Annotated in this window: 11 protein-coding genes and 1 pseudogene; 10 read left to right on the top strand and 2 right to left on the bottom strand. The window is 43.0% G+C overall.

Annotated features, from left to right (window positions below; all coding sequences use genetic code 11):
* Positions 1 to 122: 122 nt before the first annotated feature.
* The 4 genes from ON01_RS16290 to ON01_RS16305 all read left to right on the top strand — a co-directional run bounded on the left by ON01_RS16290 (position 123) and on the right by ON01_RS16305 (position 6,073).
* Complete coding sequence (locus tag ON01_RS16290) at positions 123 to 2,282, top strand: DNA topoisomerase III (RefSeq protein ID WP_010532073.1); 2,160 nt, start codon at positions 123 to 125, stop codon at positions 2,280 to 2,282.
* Positions 2,283 to 2,507: 225 nt separating this feature from the next.
* Complete coding sequence (locus ON01_RS16295) at positions 2,508 to 4,031, top strand: AbgT family transporter (RefSeq protein ID WP_010532074.1); 1,524 nt, start codon at positions 2,508 to 2,510, stop codon at positions 4,029 to 4,031.
* Between the two features lie 114 nt (positions 4,032 to 4,145).
* The gene (locus tag ON01_RS16300; protein WP_010532075.1) at positions 4,146 to 5,621 is read left to right on the top strand and encodes a Na+/H+ antiporter NhaC family protein; all 1,476 of its coding nucleotides are present in this window, start codon (positions 4,146 to 4,148) and stop codon (positions 5,619 to 5,621) included.
* Between the two features lie 140 nt (positions 5,622 to 5,761).
* Positions 5,762 to 6,073 carry a CHY zinc finger protein gene (locus ON01_RS16305; protein ID WP_010532076.1) on the top strand — a complete coding sequence of 104 codons (312 nt, stop codon included), beginning with the start codon at positions 5,762 to 5,764 and terminating at the stop codon, positions 6,071 to 6,073.
* 223 nt (positions 6,074 to 6,296) lie between these two features.
* On the opposite strand, the gene ON01_RS19655 is transcribed toward ON01_RS16305, so the two are convergent.
* Both ON01_RS19655 and ON01_RS16310 read right to left on the bottom strand, forming a co-directional pair.
* A complete protein-coding gene (locus ON01_RS19655) occupies positions 6,297 to 6,434 on the bottom strand; it encodes a hypothetical protein (protein ID WP_010532077.1) in 138 nt (45 codons plus the stop codon).
* A 138-nt stretch (positions 6,435 to 6,572) separates the two neighbouring features.
* Positions 6,573 to 8,645, bottom strand: a pseudogene (locus tag ON01_RS16310) (thioredoxin domain-containing protein).
* Positions 8,646 to 8,879: 234 nt separating this feature from the next.
* Here ON01_RS16310 and ON01_RS16315 point away from each other — a divergent pair.
* The 6 genes from ON01_RS16315 (at position 8,880) to ON01_RS16340 (ending at position 16,117) form a co-directional block, all read left to right on the top strand.
* Entirely contained in the window at positions 8,880 to 9,890 is a 1,011-nt protein-coding gene (locus ON01_RS16315) for a DUF3231 family protein (RefSeq protein WP_010532080.1), read from the top strand.
* 749 nt (positions 9,891 to 10,639) lie between these two features.
* Positions 10,640 to 11,605, top strand: coding sequence for an N-acetylglucosamine kinase (locus ON01_RS16320; RefSeq protein WP_010532081.1), 966 nt, complete (start codon positions 10,640 to 10,642; stop codon positions 11,603 to 11,605).
* 39 nt (positions 11,606 to 11,644) lie between these two features.
* Positions 11,645 to 12,475 (top strand): MurR/RpiR family transcriptional regulator, encoded by an 831-nt coding sequence (locus ON01_RS16325; RefSeq protein WP_010532082.1) that lies wholly within the window; start codon positions 11,645 to 11,647, stop codon positions 12,473 to 12,475.
* A 336-nt stretch (positions 12,476 to 12,811) separates the two neighbouring features.
* On the top strand, positions 12,812 to 13,663 hold the full coding sequence (gene murQ, locus ON01_RS16330) for an N-acetylmuramic acid 6-phosphate etherase (RefSeq protein ID WP_010532083.1): 852 nt from the start codon (positions 12,812 to 12,814) through the stop codon (positions 13,661 to 13,663).
* 111 nt (positions 13,664 to 13,774) lie between these two features.
* Positions 13,775 to 15,091 carry an ABC transporter substrate-binding protein gene (locus ON01_RS16335; protein ID WP_425357518.1) on the top strand — a complete coding sequence of 439 codons (1,317 nt, stop codon included), beginning with the start codon at positions 13,775 to 13,777 and terminating at the stop codon, positions 15,089 to 15,091.
* A 132-nt stretch (positions 15,092 to 15,223) separates the two neighbouring features.
* Positions 15,224 to 16,117 carry a carbohydrate ABC transporter permease gene (locus tag ON01_RS16340; protein WP_010532085.1) on the top strand — a complete coding sequence of 298 codons (894 nt, stop codon included), beginning with the start codon at positions 15,224 to 15,226 and terminating at the stop codon, positions 16,115 to 16,117.
* Positions 16,118 to 16,133 lie beyond the last annotated feature (16 nt).

Genomic DNA, 16,133 nt, shown 5'->3' on the forward strand with positions numbered 1-16,133 from the left:
AGAATAATGGGGATAAGCGGGGTCTAACTGCCAGTAAATGCCCGATTCTGTTCAATTAACATTCCGTGGAAAAAAACGCCCACTGAATGAAGTTTCACTCTATTCAAGAAAGGATTTATGAAATGAGCAAAACTGTTGTATTAGCTGAAAAACCTTCTGTCGGCCGGGATATTGCCCGAGTCCTGAACTGCACTAAAAAGGGCAATGGCTTTCTGGAAGGGTCGAAATATATTGTGACATGGGCGCTGGGACATTTGGTAACGCTCGCAGATCCCGAAATGTATGAAGATAAATGGAAAACGTGGCGTCTGGATGATCTGCCGATGCTGCCGAACCGACTGAAATTAGTTGTCATCAAAAAATCCGGCAAGCAATTCAATGTGGTGAAAACCCAGCTGAACCGCAAAGATGCGGGTGATGTTGTTATTGCAACTGATGCGGGGAGAGAAGGGGAACTCGTTGCCCGCTGGATTATTGAAAAAGCCCGCGTCAACAAGTCTGTAAAGCGGCTATGGATCTCCTCGGTCACTGACAAGGCAATCCGTGAAGGCTTTAAAAATCTAAAACCGGGCAAACAATACGAAAATCTCTATGCTTCGGCCGTGGCTCGTTCTGAAGCCGACTGGTACGTCGGGTTGAACGCCACACGCGCGCTTACGACTAAATTCAATGCCCAGCTGTCTACCGGACGGGTGCAGACACCGACACTTGCAATGGTGCGGGCAAGGGAAAACGAGATTAACGAATTCCAGCCACAGACATTTTACGGTCTTGAAGCGAAGACAAGTACCGGCATGACACTGACGTGGCAGGACAATAAAAATAACAGCCGGATTTTTTCCAAAGAAAAAGCGGAAAAACTGCTCACTCAGCTTAAAAACAAACCGGCGAAAATCACAAATATTAGTAAATCATATAAAAAGAAGCATGCACCGCAACTATATGATCTGACTGAATTGCAGCGTGATGCGAACCGGATTTTCGGATTTTCCGGAAAGCAAACACTGTCGCTGATGCAAAAGCTGTATGAGCAGCATAAAGTTCTTACATATCCGAGGACTGACTCACGCGTGCTGTCGTCGGATATCGTGCCGACACTGAAGGACCGTGTGAAAGCTGTCAATGTGGATCAGTATGCACCAGTAGCGGGTAAATTGATGAAAAAAGAATGGAAACTTCCTAAATCAGTTGTTGATAATGCAAAAGTATCCGATCACCATGCGATTATTCCGACAGAAGAACGTGTCATACCGGCAGATCTGAATGACAAAGAACGGAAGATTTATGACCTTGTCGTCAAGCGCTTCCTGGCTGTGTTGTCAGAACCATATGAATATGAACAGCTGACAATCGAAACTGAGATTGGCGGTGAGCATTTCATTGCTAAAGGGAAAAATGTTAAAAAGCAAGGGTGGAAAGAAATATATAGCGATAACGGTACAGACGGCGATCAGCAATTGCCCGATGTGCAAAAAGGTGCTGAACTTTCCGGTATCAAAATCAGTCTGACGAATGGTGAAACCAAGCCCCCCGAACGTTTTACAGAAGGGGCGCTCCTGCAGGCAATGGAAAATCCGGTGCGATATATGAAACAGGATGAAAAGCATCTGGCCAAAACGATCAGCAAAACCGGAGGCATCGGTACCGTCGCGACCCGGGCTGATATCATCGAAAAATTGTTCAACAGTCAACTGATGGAGTTGCGCGGCAAGCATATTTTTACAACATCGAAAGGCCGGCAGCTGCTTGAACTTGTTCCGGAAGAACTTAAATCGCCGGCACTTACGGCAGATTGGGAAACGAAGCTGGGTCAAATTGCAGAAGGCAAATTAAATAAAAATCAATTTATCGGCGACATCAAAGGCTATACAAAAGAAATTGTCCGTCAGATTAAAATGAGTGATGATAAATTCAAACATGATAACCTGACCGGAAGCAAATGCCCGAATTGCGGGAAACTCATGATGGAAATCGATAACAAAAAAGGTAAGATGCTTGTTTGTCAGGATCGTTCATGCGGCTACAAAAAGAATATTTTCAAGCGAACAAATGCCAGGTGCCCGAATTGCCACAAGCGGATGGTGTTGCGCGGCGAGGGTGACGGCAAAACATTCACGTGCCAGTGCGGTTTTTCTGAAAAGCTGTCCGATTTCAATAAACGGAAGGAAGAACAGAAAAGTGCGAAAGTATCCAAAAAGGACGTCAACAAATACCTAAAAAATCAGGATGACGGGTTTAAGAATAATGCACTTGCAGAGGCACTGTCCAAACTAAAAGAATAGTCTTATGCTCAGGATTCTTGCGGTGGCAGGGATCCTTTTATTGTGTGTCAATTCCTGTTATATTCAAGTGACACTTATTTTAAGCAAAAAGATGATACTTTCACAAAATACTGAATAACACAGACTAGTTTCATAGGGATTATAGTGTATGTTATTTTATTAAAATAATAAGTTGCTAATAATATGGCAAACTATTCGTGAAGTCAACAAGGAGGAGCAGCAGTGATGGCGAACAAACAAAAACAGGACAAAAACGCCGGCTTTCATCGATTTCTGAATGGCATTGAACGAGTGGGAAACAAACTGCCTGATCCGTTCATGTTATTTGTGTTGCTTGCGCTATTGGTTATATTCATATCCGGCTTTATTTCATTATTTAATGTAACGTTTACACAACCTGGCAGTGATGAACAGTTATCGATTAAAAGTCTCTTGTCTGCTGCAGGGCTGGAGTTCATGGTAACATCAGTTATCGACAATTTTGTGGGTTTCAAACCACTTGGCATTGTGCTTACCATGATGCTTGGTGTCGGGCTTGCGAATAAAGTCGGGCTTCTGGAAACGTTTATCAAAAATACAATACTTCGTGCACCAAGGGCACTTATTACCTATGCGGTCGTTTTTACCGGAATTCTTGGCAACCTTGCTGCAGATGCTGCATTTGTTATTGTTCCACCGCTTGCAGCTATGGTTTTTTATAATGTTGGGAGACATCCGTTGGCAGGATTGGCCGCCGGGTTTGCCGGCGTCGGTGCCGGTTTTACGGCTAATATTATTGTTGCCAATACAGATGCTGTTTTATCAGGAATATCGACAGAAGTTATGCAGACTATTGAAGGTGCGGCAACGGTTACACCGGTTGATAACTGGTACTTTATGATTGTTTCGACACTGGTGCTTACGACGATGGGCGGACTGGTCACGGAAAAAATTGTTGAGCCGAGACTTGGCCAATATGATGGTGGTGTGACAAGAGAGTTTGAAGAAACAACACCTCAGGAAAAAAAGGGCCTGCGCAATGCTGCTATTGCTGCTTTTTGCTACATTGCTATCCTGGTATTCGTTCTGGTCTGGCCTGACTCACCATTACGCAATCAAGAAGGCGGCATGATTCCGTCACCATTTATCTCCGGTATTGTACCGATTATTATGCTGTTTTTTATTACGATTGGTGTTGCATACGGGGTAACCTTGAAAAAAATCGAAAATACCAGGTCCATTGCCAAATATATGGGTGAGTCGATGAAAGACATGTCAAGTTTCATCGTGCTCATCTTTGCTGTGTCCCAGTTTATTGCCTATTTTGAATGGACGAATATCGGCTCATGGCTAGCAGTGATCGGTGCATCATTTTTAGAGTCTGTTGATATGACAGGTCTGACGGTTGTGGTGCTTTTTATATTGCTGACAGCTTTACTGAATCTGTTGGTTTTCAGCGGGGCTGCCCAATGGGGGCTTGAAGCCCCCGTGTTTCTTAAAATGTTTTATTTTTTGGACTACCATCCAGCTTTTATTCAAGCTGCCTATCGTATCGCCGATTCATCGACAAATATCGTGACGCCAATGAATCCGTACTTCGTTATTGTCCTCGCCTTTATGCGGGAATATGATAAAAAGGCGGGATTGGGAACCCTGATGGCGCTTATGCTTCCATACAGTCTTGTCTTTTTGACCGTCTGGATATTGTTGTTCCTGGCATTTGCCTTGCTGGGTATTCCATTTGGTCCAGGCATCGGTGTTTATCTATAGGAAAAATGGTTTTTAAACACGATTCATTTTTTATTCATAATTTTCAAAAGCTATGATAAACTGTATGAGGGTTTAAATATTCTTGAATTACTAAGATATAAGGGGGGAACGACATTGTCTAACAATGAAGAATTGGATCGCGCTACAGGAGATAAGACGATTCATAAACTAGATTTCCGGCTGGGGCCATTCGGAGCTGCGGTTCCTCTATTGTTTTTTGTAGTCTGGGCAATTACAATCAGTGTGATGCAGCTATCGTCCGAGGTTGCACTTGTACTGGGAGCTATTATTGGTTTGACGCTGGGATTGTTGTTGTGTAAAAGCAAATGGGAGGACTACGCACAGGGGTTATTCGACGGACTGGCTCAGCCTGTCGGCGTTATTGCAATGGTGGCATGGTTTTACGCTGGTATGTTCGCGCAGGTTCTGCAGGTTGGCGGACTCGTTGAAGGGCTGGTCTGGATAGGTTCCGTAACAGGTGTTGAAGGTGGTATGTTCGTCGCATTGACCTTTCTGCTGGCAGCAACCTTTTCAACTGCTGTCGGTACCGGGTACGGCACGACGGTTGCGTTTTGTACTCTAATGTACCCAGCAGGGGTTGCTGTAGGGGCAGATCCAACATTCATGTTTGCGGCTATATTGGCCGGAGCGGTATTCGGCGATAACCTTGCACCGGTATCAGATACAACAATCGTATCAGCAACAACACAAGATGCCGATGTTCCCGGGGTGGTACGCAGCCGTTTTAAGTATTCAATCGTCGCTGCTGTACCGGCGGTTGTCTTATTTGCAATTTTTGGCGGTGGTGGAAGTTCCGCGGCCGGTCAAACTTCGGTAAGTTCTGTAATTGAATCTGTCAATGCGAGCGGACTGATTATGCTGGTGCCTTTTGCGATTGTACTTATCCTTGCTTTATCCGGTCACCATCTGCTGACGTCATTGACATGGGGCCTTATATCAGCTATACCGTTGATTCTCTTGCTGAACTTAGGAACATTCGGGGATATATTAAGTTTTAATCCGGATTCTGATGCGGTTGTTGAAGGTGCTTTAGTTTCCGGACTGACAGGCTATTTTAATATGGCAATCCTTATCCTGCTTATAGTAGGTGCTGCTCACTTAATGAGACTGGGTGGAACGATGGCAGCTATAACGAAAGGTCTGGTCAAATGGATCAAAAACTCCGTCCGAAAAGCCGAAGTTTCCATATGGGCAATTGTCGCACTACTGAATAGTTCTATTACTATCAATACGGCGGCAGAAATTGCGGCTGCACCATTCGTGAAGGAAATTGGTTCAAAATACAAAATTCACCGCTATCGGATGGCGAATATGCTTGATGCTGTAACATCGGCATTAGGTTATATTTTCCCATGGGGGGCACCGGTGTTATTAGGCTGGTCAACCATTCAAACGATGAAGGAACAATCATACGAATGGCTTCCAGTCGTTGAGCCGGCCGCAGTGTTTCCGTTTGTATTCCAGGGTTGGTTCTTGTTCATTATTATGCTCGTTGCAGCACTGACTGGCTGGGGATTGCGCTATGAAGGAAAGAACGGCGAGGAATTAAAAGAAAAGCCGAATGACTAAAATTTTAAATATGAAGCGAAAAGAGGATGAAGCAGTCATTTGGCTGCTTCATCCTTTTTACTGACAGTGAGGTGGCACCTTCTGAAATGGGATAATTCCTATACTATGATAGAGTAGGGTAGAGAGGAGATGGGATTTCTATGAATATAAAAGGAGCAATCGACGACGAAACGCGCTGTGAGCACTATCATACTGAAAACGATAGAATCGCGATAAAATTCTATTGCTGTGGTGAGTATTTCCCGTGTTATCAATGCCATGAACAATACGGGTGCGGTGAGATTAGGGTCTGGCCAAGGGAAGACTTTGACCGGAAAGCCATCCTTTGCGGGCATTGTAAAGCAGAACTCACAATAAACGAATATCTTGGAAGCAGTTACCGCTGCCCCTCATGTCAAGCAGCCTTTAATCCGGGTTGTGCCCTGCATTATCAACTGTATTTTAAACGATAGCGTGTTGCAGGCAACTTTACTGGAATTGCTTTTTTGGTGACCGTTCATGATAGATGAAAAAACCCTTGTTCATATCATTCGGAGATGTGGTACGAGGGTTTTGTTTCCGGGTGAGTCAAAACTGGGAAAGCATGTCTTCCATCCGTTCCAGACGTTTCTCATTCATTTACTTCACCTCCTTTAACGCATTATACTGTTTTTTTACCAAAACACCATTGGTTAACTATTCTTCTTCAGCTTCTTCCGCAATTTTGCTGGCAATCCAGCGCTCGGCGGTTGATTGTTCTACTTCATATACTTTGCCTGCACGCAGCAACTCACCGTGGTACATGGTCTGCACATTCATTTTAACTTTCTGCATGGGGAATGCTCCTTTGAAAATATCTAATTCTATAAGTTTAACATATTTAGGCTGCTTGTTAGGGAATGATGCTTAAAGTCATTAGAAAACCCCGGCATATTTTCTTAACTGCCAAAAAAACCGCTCAAGTTCATAACTTCAGCGGTTCTCCTGTATGAATTCCCAGGCTTTTTCTGTATCTGTCGTCGGCTGATGACACGCAAAATTTTCACAGACGTAAATCGTGAGTGCATTATCCAACTGCCTATATTCGGAGACGAACGGCGCGACTTCACCGAGCTTATCAGCATTATTGCCGGCCAGGAGTGTCACATCAGGCAAGAATGTTTGCTGAAGGTCGACTGTAAACGGATTCGACTCTCCAAGCACCACAACTTCTTTTGTCGGATTTTCCATGAGCATCAGACTTTGGATGAAGTGGACGCCGGCAACGGGGACCTGGATGATATCTTCATAAAAGGTGTGATACATTTCTTCGAGCTTATCCAGATAGTCTGTATCGCCGGTCAGATACCCCATTTTAACAAGCATAACACCTGCGACACCATTACCGGATGGAAGTGCGCCATCATAGACTGCCTTTTCCCTTGACAGCAGCTCTTCGCTGTCATGGCCATTGAAGAAAAATCCACCCTGGTCGTTATCCCAGAATAAATCAATCATGTCATTGGCCAGGGTGCGTGCCTGTTTGAGATATTTCAGTGAAAACGTCGTCTCATACAGTTCAGTATAAGCCCACAAAAGAAAGGCATAATCATCCAGGTAGCCGTTATATTTAACTTCACCGTCACGATAGCGGGCCATCACTCTGCCATTCTGAATAAGGTTCTGTTCGATGAAATTCATGCTGTTTTCAGCAGCTTTGGTGTACTTTGGTTCAGCAAAGGCTTTACCGGCTTTTGCCAGTGCGGCAATCATCATGCTATTCCACGATGTCAGGATTTTGTCGTCCACGTGTGGATAAACACGTTTCTCGCGTGCTGACAGCAGTTGCTCTCGTGCTTCGTCGAGTCGGTGATGAAGTTCTGAAACGCTCATGTCATTCGCTTTGGCGATGGCTTCTGAGTCGGTGTTCAACAGGTTTGGAATGTTTTTACCTTCAAAGTTGCCATCAGGCGTTATGCCGTAAACAGCTGCATAAATATCACCAAGTTCTTCGCCGAGGATGTTGAATATTTCATCGTAATCCCATACATAATATTTGCCTTCAATGCCTTCTGAATCAGCATCAATCGCCGAATTAAAGCCGCCTTCAGAACAGTGCATTTCTCTCACCACAAATGTGATAATCTGCTCGCTGATCGTTTTGTATAATGGATTTTTGGTGATCTGGTAGCATTCTGTATATGCCATCAGCAGCAATGCATTATCATAAAGCATTTTTTCAAAGTGCGGGACGAGCCATTTCTCATCGGTGGAATAGCGTGCGAACCCGAATCCGACATGATCGTAAATCCCGCCTTTTGCCATTGCCTGCAATGTACTTTCTGTCATTTTCAAAGCAGCGGTGTTGCCTGTGAAATGATAGTACCTCAGCAGATACAGCAAATTTTGCGGAGTGGGGAATTTTGGTGCCGAACCAAATCCGCCATACGTAAAGTCAAATCGTTTTCCGAGCTGTTTGAAAACCTTGTCAGTCATCTCTTGGGTGAGGCGGTTTTCACTTTTGGCTGTAACAGTCTTCTCCAAGGCATCGGTTACACTTTTGGTCACCTCATCGATATGATCTGGTTCCTGTTTATATCTTTCGTAAAGCTGGGTAAGAACATCCATGATCCCGGGCATCCCGTATTTACTGACACGCGGGAAATAAGTTCCCGCATAAAACGGCACTTTATCCGGTGTCATAAAAATGGATAACGGCCAGCCGCCCTGACCGGTCATCATCTGGCAAACCTTCATGTAAACTGAGTCAATATCCGGCCTTTCCTCGCGGTCGACTTTTATAGCCACGTAATGATCGTTTAGGTAAGAAGCGACTTCCTTATCTTCAAACGACTCATGAGCGAGAACGTGACACCAATGGCAAGTGGATTGTTAACCATGCTAGGAGTACCCTATAGAGAGGAATATAGGCTTATTTTCAGCTTTTGCCATTGCAAAAGCCTCATCGCCCCAGGGAAACCAATCTACAGGGTTATAAGCATGTTGCAACAGGTATGGACTTTTTTCATTGATCAATCTGTTGGCATGACGATGCTCTTTAGACATGGTGACATCAACTCCTTTCATAATAAAGAATCTAGCTTTAGTCTAACAACTCACAATGGAAATATCCAAAATATAGAAGGTAACATAAGAGGCTGGAGCATTATGGTACATAAATGATGGTTCGAGGTGTCATTTTTACTGGAATTTTTGTACAGCCTCTTAACTGCTAGTACATAACATAGGTAAATATTGGGGATGGCTAAAGTAACATGACAGGTTATTGGAGGGAGAAAATTGGAACCTGAAAAGGATGTCAAGCTGACTTCAGCAGAAATCACACAGCTTTGGACAGCATACATGAATGAAAGTGCAAATATATGTCAATTTCAATATTTTTTGGCTAAAGTCGAGGATAAGGAAATAAGACCTATTATTCAACATGTTTTGGAGTTGGCTCAGTCACATATTAACAAAATAACTGAAATTTTTAATAAGGAAAATTACCCAATCCCATATGGGTTTAAAATGGAGGAAGATGTTGATATAACTGCCCCTAGACTTTATGCTGATACCCTTATTTTGAACTACCTTCATACAATGGGAGGAATTGTTATACAGGCATATGGACTTGGTGTACAACTGGCTGTTAGGGCGGATGTTTACAGCTTTTTTGCTGAATGCCTTCAACAAGCCACAGAAACACTGAGAGAAATAAGAGAATTGATGTTATCAAAGGGGATTTTCATTAGGATGCCAAATCTCCCCATACCAGAAAGTTATGATTTTGTAAAAAATAAAAGTTTTCTTTCTGGTTACTTTGGAGAAAGGAGACCATTGACAGGAACAGAAATAACAAATCTTAACTTAAATTTTCAAAGAAATGCCTTAGGCGCTGCAGTCATGATCGGATTCAGTCAGGTGGCAAAGTCTAAAGAGGTAAGGCAGTTTCTTGTCAGGGGAAAGGAAATTGCCCAGAAGCATTGTGAGGTTTTTGGCTCAATTTTGCATGAGGATGATATACCTGTGCCCATGACATGGAATACAGAAGTCACAGACTCAACTGCGTTTACCTTTTCAGATAAGTTTATGATGTTTTTAACAACAGCTTTAATTGCCTTAAGTGTTGGATTTTATGGAACGAGCATGTCAATGAGTCCTAGGCGAGATTTAGGAACACAATATGGCAGATTATCAGGTGAAATTCTTAAATTTGCTGAAACTGGGGCAAAGATAATGATCAAAAACGGCTGGATGGAGGAACCTCCTAGAGCTTTGGACAGGGATGAGTTAGCCAAGAAAAAATAAATTACCGGGATATATTTTTTAATGGATGCCTAATCAAAAGGCATCCACTTTTTTGGCAGTTAAGAAAGTATAAATACTTTCTTACTGCATAAGGACAACTAAGGGTTTCGCCATAAAAGCTTGGTGATAAGCCAAGTTTTCTAAAAATGGGACTTTTATATTGTATGTTGGGCTAAGAAGGAAGTGATTTATCTCCTTTACATCTTTCCTTTTCCATTGCTTGATGTACCATCCACTTTATGAACTCAGTCTCTTTGCTTGTAAGCTCTCTGTCCAACTTATGTTTGAATTCTTGAGACAGCTTTATATACAAGTTGATCGGGTTCATTAGGTCACCTCCAAATGGTAAGGATGTCCTAATTATATCAAAAATTGAGAAAAATCAAATGACTACAGTTTATTTGTAATGTAAATGTAATGTAAATAGCAACAACATCCATTACGAATAATTGACTCATTGGTAACAGTGAAGGCTTGCCGCGAATTGCAGCAAGCCTTCATTATTATTAAAGAGGGGGGATTGAAAAGTGTTACAGTATATTAATTCCCTGCTGAACAGATTATAAACCTCGTTTTTAATTTTTTATTGAAATCGCAGCGGGCAGTTGCCCCCATACGCGGGGCCAAAATACAGCTACGTTTTGAGTGAAAAACGTTCAACTGAAATGAAGTTTCAGTTAATCTCAAATATACTTGTAAAAAGATTTTAAGTTTTATAAAATAAAGAAAACATGAAGGATGGGGAGAATATGGAATATGTTGCCGGGATTGACGGCGGTGGTACCAAGACAGTTGCTGTCATCACAGGAACAGATGGCAACGTTGAAGCAAAAGCAACTGCGGGGCCCGTTAATCCGAATGTCATAACGAAGAAGGAACTATATCAGACGTTATCTGATCTGGTGCAAGACTTGAGAAAGCAAAATAAAGCCGCTTTTGAGCAAATCACTTATTTTTTCGCTGGCATATCAGGCGCAGGCAATGATAACGCTGTTCAGCTGCTGTCGGAAATGCTGGCTGGACTTGTTCCCGAAAAAACACGTGTCCAAGTTGAGCCTGATACAGTCAACGCGCTTTATTCCGGAACGTATGGTGAACCGGGAATCGTGCAGATTTCAGGGACGGGTTCAATAACATTTGGTATTAACGCTAATGGCAAACGTGATCGTACCGGAGGATGGGGTTATTTATTTGGTGATGAGGGAAGCGGCTATGATATTGGCCGGTCAGGGATTATAGCAGCGTTAAAGGCCTATGACGGACGCGACAAAGATACAGTGCTGCTTGAGATGGTCTGCAATCACTTCCGTATCGGCAACCCCTACAACCTTATCCAGGAAATCTATGCCTCTAAATCTCCAAAAAGTGACATATCACCGGTTTCCAAGCTGGTATTTGACGCTTACAGGCAACATGACGCAGCCGCCGAGGAGATCATTAAGGATACCGTAATGGAACTGAGCTGCAGTATCCGGACATTGAAAGCAAAGCTTTATCGCCCGGAAGAAGCGGTCCAAGTTGTCTTATGCGGTGGTGTATTCGCGGATAAAGCAGTCCTGCCGAAGCTGCTGCAAGAGGAGCTTCAGGATGACCGGCAATTAACCATCATTATCCCTGAAATGCCCCCAGCTGGCGGATCGGTCATCGGTGCTCTGTTAATGAAAAATATAAAACCGGATGAATCGATCATTCAAAATATTATTACGACATATTAAGAGGTGAGCAGATTGTCACAAGTTAAAGGTGGATTAACAATGTTAAAGGAAATGGTTCACTCCCTCCCGCCTTCAGAGAAGAAACTGGCGGAATATATTCTGGAAAACCCGGAAGAATCCATCATGCTGACAGCTTTATCCCTTGGAAGAGAAAGCGGTACATCAAGTGCAGCAGTTATCCGGTTGTGCAAATCAATTGGGCTGAAGGGTTTCCAGGAATTAAAAATCCGTGTGGCCGGTGATTTGCAGGAGCAGACCGGACAAGGGTACAGAGATATCGAACCAAATGATAAAACAGAAAATTTAATCGAAAAAATGACATCCAATACGATTCAAACCATCAAAGAGACTGTGGACATGATACGGGCATCAGATCTGGAAAATGCCGCGGATACACTGTCCAAAGCAAATTCAATTATTATCATCGGGTTTGGTGCCTCCTACATTGCTGCTAAAGACGCAGAGCAGAAGTTTACACGCATCGATAAATTTGTACAGGCTTTTTCGGATGTGCATATGGGGGCTACAGCTATTGCCAATAAAGGGTCTGAAGATGTTGTTGTGGGGATTTCATTTTCCGGCAAAACCAAGCAAGTGATTGACTTGCTTGAATTGGCGAAAACCAAGCAAGTGAAAACGATCAGTATTACAAAATCCGGCAAGTCACCGGTCAGCAATATGTCGGATATTCAACTGTATACATCTGCAGCAAAAGAGGCAACATTCAGAAGCGGTGCCACATCATCGCGAATGGCTCAGCTTCACGTGATTGATATCCTTCTGATGATTATAGCTTCCAGTGAATATGAAGAAATCATTCAGCATCTTGATGAAACAAGGGAAGCGATAGCCGCTCTAAAGCAAAGGTAACCGAAAAGTCTGCATATATTGAAATAAAATGACATAAATTCAAAAGTAAGATTGACAAAATAATTCGAAATGCCTATACTAAAAACGAATCAAAAATTTGATAATTTTTTAAATATTATTCAGTTTTAACTGGCAGAAAGGTTAATGCTAACTGTCCGAATGCCCGATTCGTTCAACTAACATTCAGTTCAGTGGGAGGAAAAATATTTTCACTGAAGGAAGTTTTACTTTATATGAAAACGCTTTAACACTTTAGACAGGGAGATTCGTAGATATATGGAATTGACGAGGTTAGCGACTGAACAACGAAATGAAAATAGTATGGCACTGGATTAAATGTCAACAATCGGAATTTTAAATGTAATTAACGCTGAAGACAAAAAGGTTGCGACGGCCGTTGAAACGGTACTGCCCAAGGTTAATGACGCCATTGAACACACTTACAGCGCATTAAAACAGGGCGGTCGTCTGTTTTATGTCGGTGCGGGGACGAGCGGAAGACTTGGTATCGTAGATGCATCGGAATGCCCGCCAACGTTCATGACATCGTATGATACAGTTCAAACCATTATGGCAGGCGGAACCGGAGCTTTTTTTAAAGCTGTTGAAGGTTCTGAGGACGAAGAATCTCAGGGTGCCAGCGATATTAAAGCAAAGAATCTTACGGCTAAAGACGTTGTGGTGGGCATAACTGCAAGCGGCAGAACACCGTATCCGATCGGTGCGTTAAAGTATGCCCGGGAAATTGGTGCTTACACTGTTTCGTTATCATGCAATAACTATTCATTAATCAGTCAATTTGCTGATACTGAAATTGAAGTGGTTGTGGGCCCGGAAGTGCTGACAGGATCTACCCGAATGAAAGCAGCGACCGCCCATAAAATGATTTTAAACATGATCAGTACGACGACGATGATCAAGCTTGGGAAAGTCTATGAAAATCTGATGGTGGATGTTCATGCCAGTAATTATAAATTAGTGCAGCGGGCCAGACACATCGTTATGAAAATTACCGGCGTTGATTATAACGAAGCTGCTAGAGTGCTTGCTTTGACAAATAATCAGGTCAAGTCTGCCATTGTCATGATTAAAGGAGGTGTTACATACCAGGAAGCAGAAGAAGCAATTGAAAAGACTAACGGATACGTTCGAGACGCAATTGCATACGCACTTAATTTCAATGTCTGAAACGTCATTAATGGTCACATGAACGATTGATGCGTTTCATATATTTTAATTAAACAAAGGGGGAAGGTCATTTTGAAGCGATTACTAAAGAATCCTTTCGTGCTTTTGATGATGGCTGCATTGCTGATGATAGCAGTTGCCTGCTCAGATGATAGTTCATCAGAAGGATCGTCAGATGACAGCGGCGATAACTCAGGCGAAGCGGCCAGTGAAGGCGAAGGTTTAAGCGGAACACTTGAGATCCAGTACTTTGTCGGGGGTTATGGTGACTCATGGTGGAAGGAAGTTATCGGTGACTTTCAAGAAAAGCATCCTGATCTGGAAATTGTCGAACATGCTGGCCCAAATATTAATGAAGAAATGAGGTCGCGCTGGGTTTCCGGAGATCCGCCTGATGTTGTTTATATCGATGGTGCCGGCTCAAGTGAAACACAGATGGTTGAGGATGGCCAGTTGATGGATCTCACCGATTGGGTAAAGGATATCGAGGTTGATGGGAAACCATTGATGGATAGTTTCATTGTGCCGCCTTCCGATTTTGATGGCAGTGTCTACAGTCTACCGCTCGTATTTGATGCGTGGGGCACATGGTATGACAAAGCATGGTTTGAAGAAAACAATTGGGAAGTACCATCTGATTTTGAAAGTTTCATGAATTCAATGGGACAGATTAAGGAAGATGCAGGTATTTCACCATTTGTCACAACAGGCCAGCATCCATACTACTTCCTGCGCGGCATGCTGTATCCGGCATTTGGAGCAGCCGGCGGTGATGAACTGTTAAATGACGTTATTACAGGCGCTGAGGGTGCATGGACAAGTGACGCAGTGCTTGAAGTTATGAAAAAAGTCGAGAAAATGCAGCAGGAAGGCTATATTGACGAGGGATTTGCGGCGATTAACCATACACAGTCACAAATGAATTTCCTGCTTCACGACAATGCTTATATACCGGTTGGGTTCTGGCTTCCAAATGAAATGGAAGGCGACAAACCTGAGGACTTGGAGTATGGCTTCATTCCATCACCAATGAACGATGCCAGTGACCCAATGCCGATTGTACCGGACATGCGCCCGCTGGCGATTGCTGAACAGGCGGAAAATCCTGAGGCAGCCAAAGCGTTTGTTGAGTTTGTTTTCACAAAAGAATATGCCAAGTCGTTCTCTGAACATACAGGTGCCATCATGAACCTGCAGGGAGTAGACTTATCATCAAACGAAAACGTTCCGCAATACCTGATTGATGCAAACGAAATGATTAATGATCCGGAACAGGTCCAAATTTATCATAAGCCTCATCCAATGAGTGCTGATTTGGAAACGCCGATCAGTGATTCACTCGTTTCACTGATGCTTGGGAATATTACCGCTGAAGAGTTTGTACAGGAAGCAGAACAGGCGGCTGAGGAATACCGTAACAGTCAGTAAAATTCCGTTTGAAATCGGGCGAATGCATGCCTCCCATTGATAGGGGCTGTTAACAGAAAATCATATGGAATGCAAATAGAGCCTTGGTTCTCTGCATTCCATACCCTTATTTTCAGTAGAAAGAGTGATCGGATGGTACAATCTAAAAAACAAAAATACCTGTTTTTGGCATTTTGCCTGGTGCCGACATTCATTATGTTCAGTATTTTTACACTTTATCCATTATTCAGCGGATTGTATTATTCCTTTTTCGAGATGTCGGGCTCATCACAGGCAAAGGAATTTGTCGGGTTTGACAACTACATACAATTGTTTAATGATGAGATTTTTCCCGCGACAATCTGGCATGATTATTTCCTTGTTATAACTAAAGTAATCGGTATTATGATTATGGCCATGTTCATTGCTGTAGCATTAACACAGCTGAAAATTAAAGAAGCGCCGTTTTACCGGATCATCTTTTTCTTTCCCAATATCATGTCTGTCGTTGTCATTGGTATTCTGTGGGCATTCATTTACAATCCGGATCTGGGATTGGTTAACTCAGGACTCGAATTTATCGGGCTTGGAGAATGGACCAGGGCATGGCTGGGAAATGAAAATTGGGCGCTGGCCAGTCTCGTATTGCCGTCTATTTGGGCTGGAATCGGTCTGTTTATGCTGCTGTTAATGGGTGGAATTGCCAACATCTCCAAAAGTTATTATGAAGCGGCTCGGATCGACGGAGCGAATGAATGGCAGCAATTTTGGAAAGTAACGTTACCGCTTGTATGGCCTCAGATTAAAATTTCCATCCTGTATATCGTTATTACAACGTTAAACGGCTCCTTCATCATTGTTCAGGTCATGACCGGAGGCGGACCGAATAACGCAACACATGTCATGGGATCGTATCTTTATCAGCAGGCATTCCAGCAATATAACTTCGGGTATGGAGCGACAATCGGTGTTATGATTCTGGTAATTTCACTAATTACCGTATTAATCCTGCAGCTGCTGCTAAGAAGAGATAAGGTTGAATACTGATGAAAGAGGTGAACCA

The organism is Lentibacillus jeotgali (genome assembly GCF_000224785.1).
In the GTDB taxonomy this organism is placed as follows: Bacteria; Bacillota; Bacilli; order Bacillales; family Amphibacillaceae; genus Lentibacillus; species Lentibacillus jeotgali.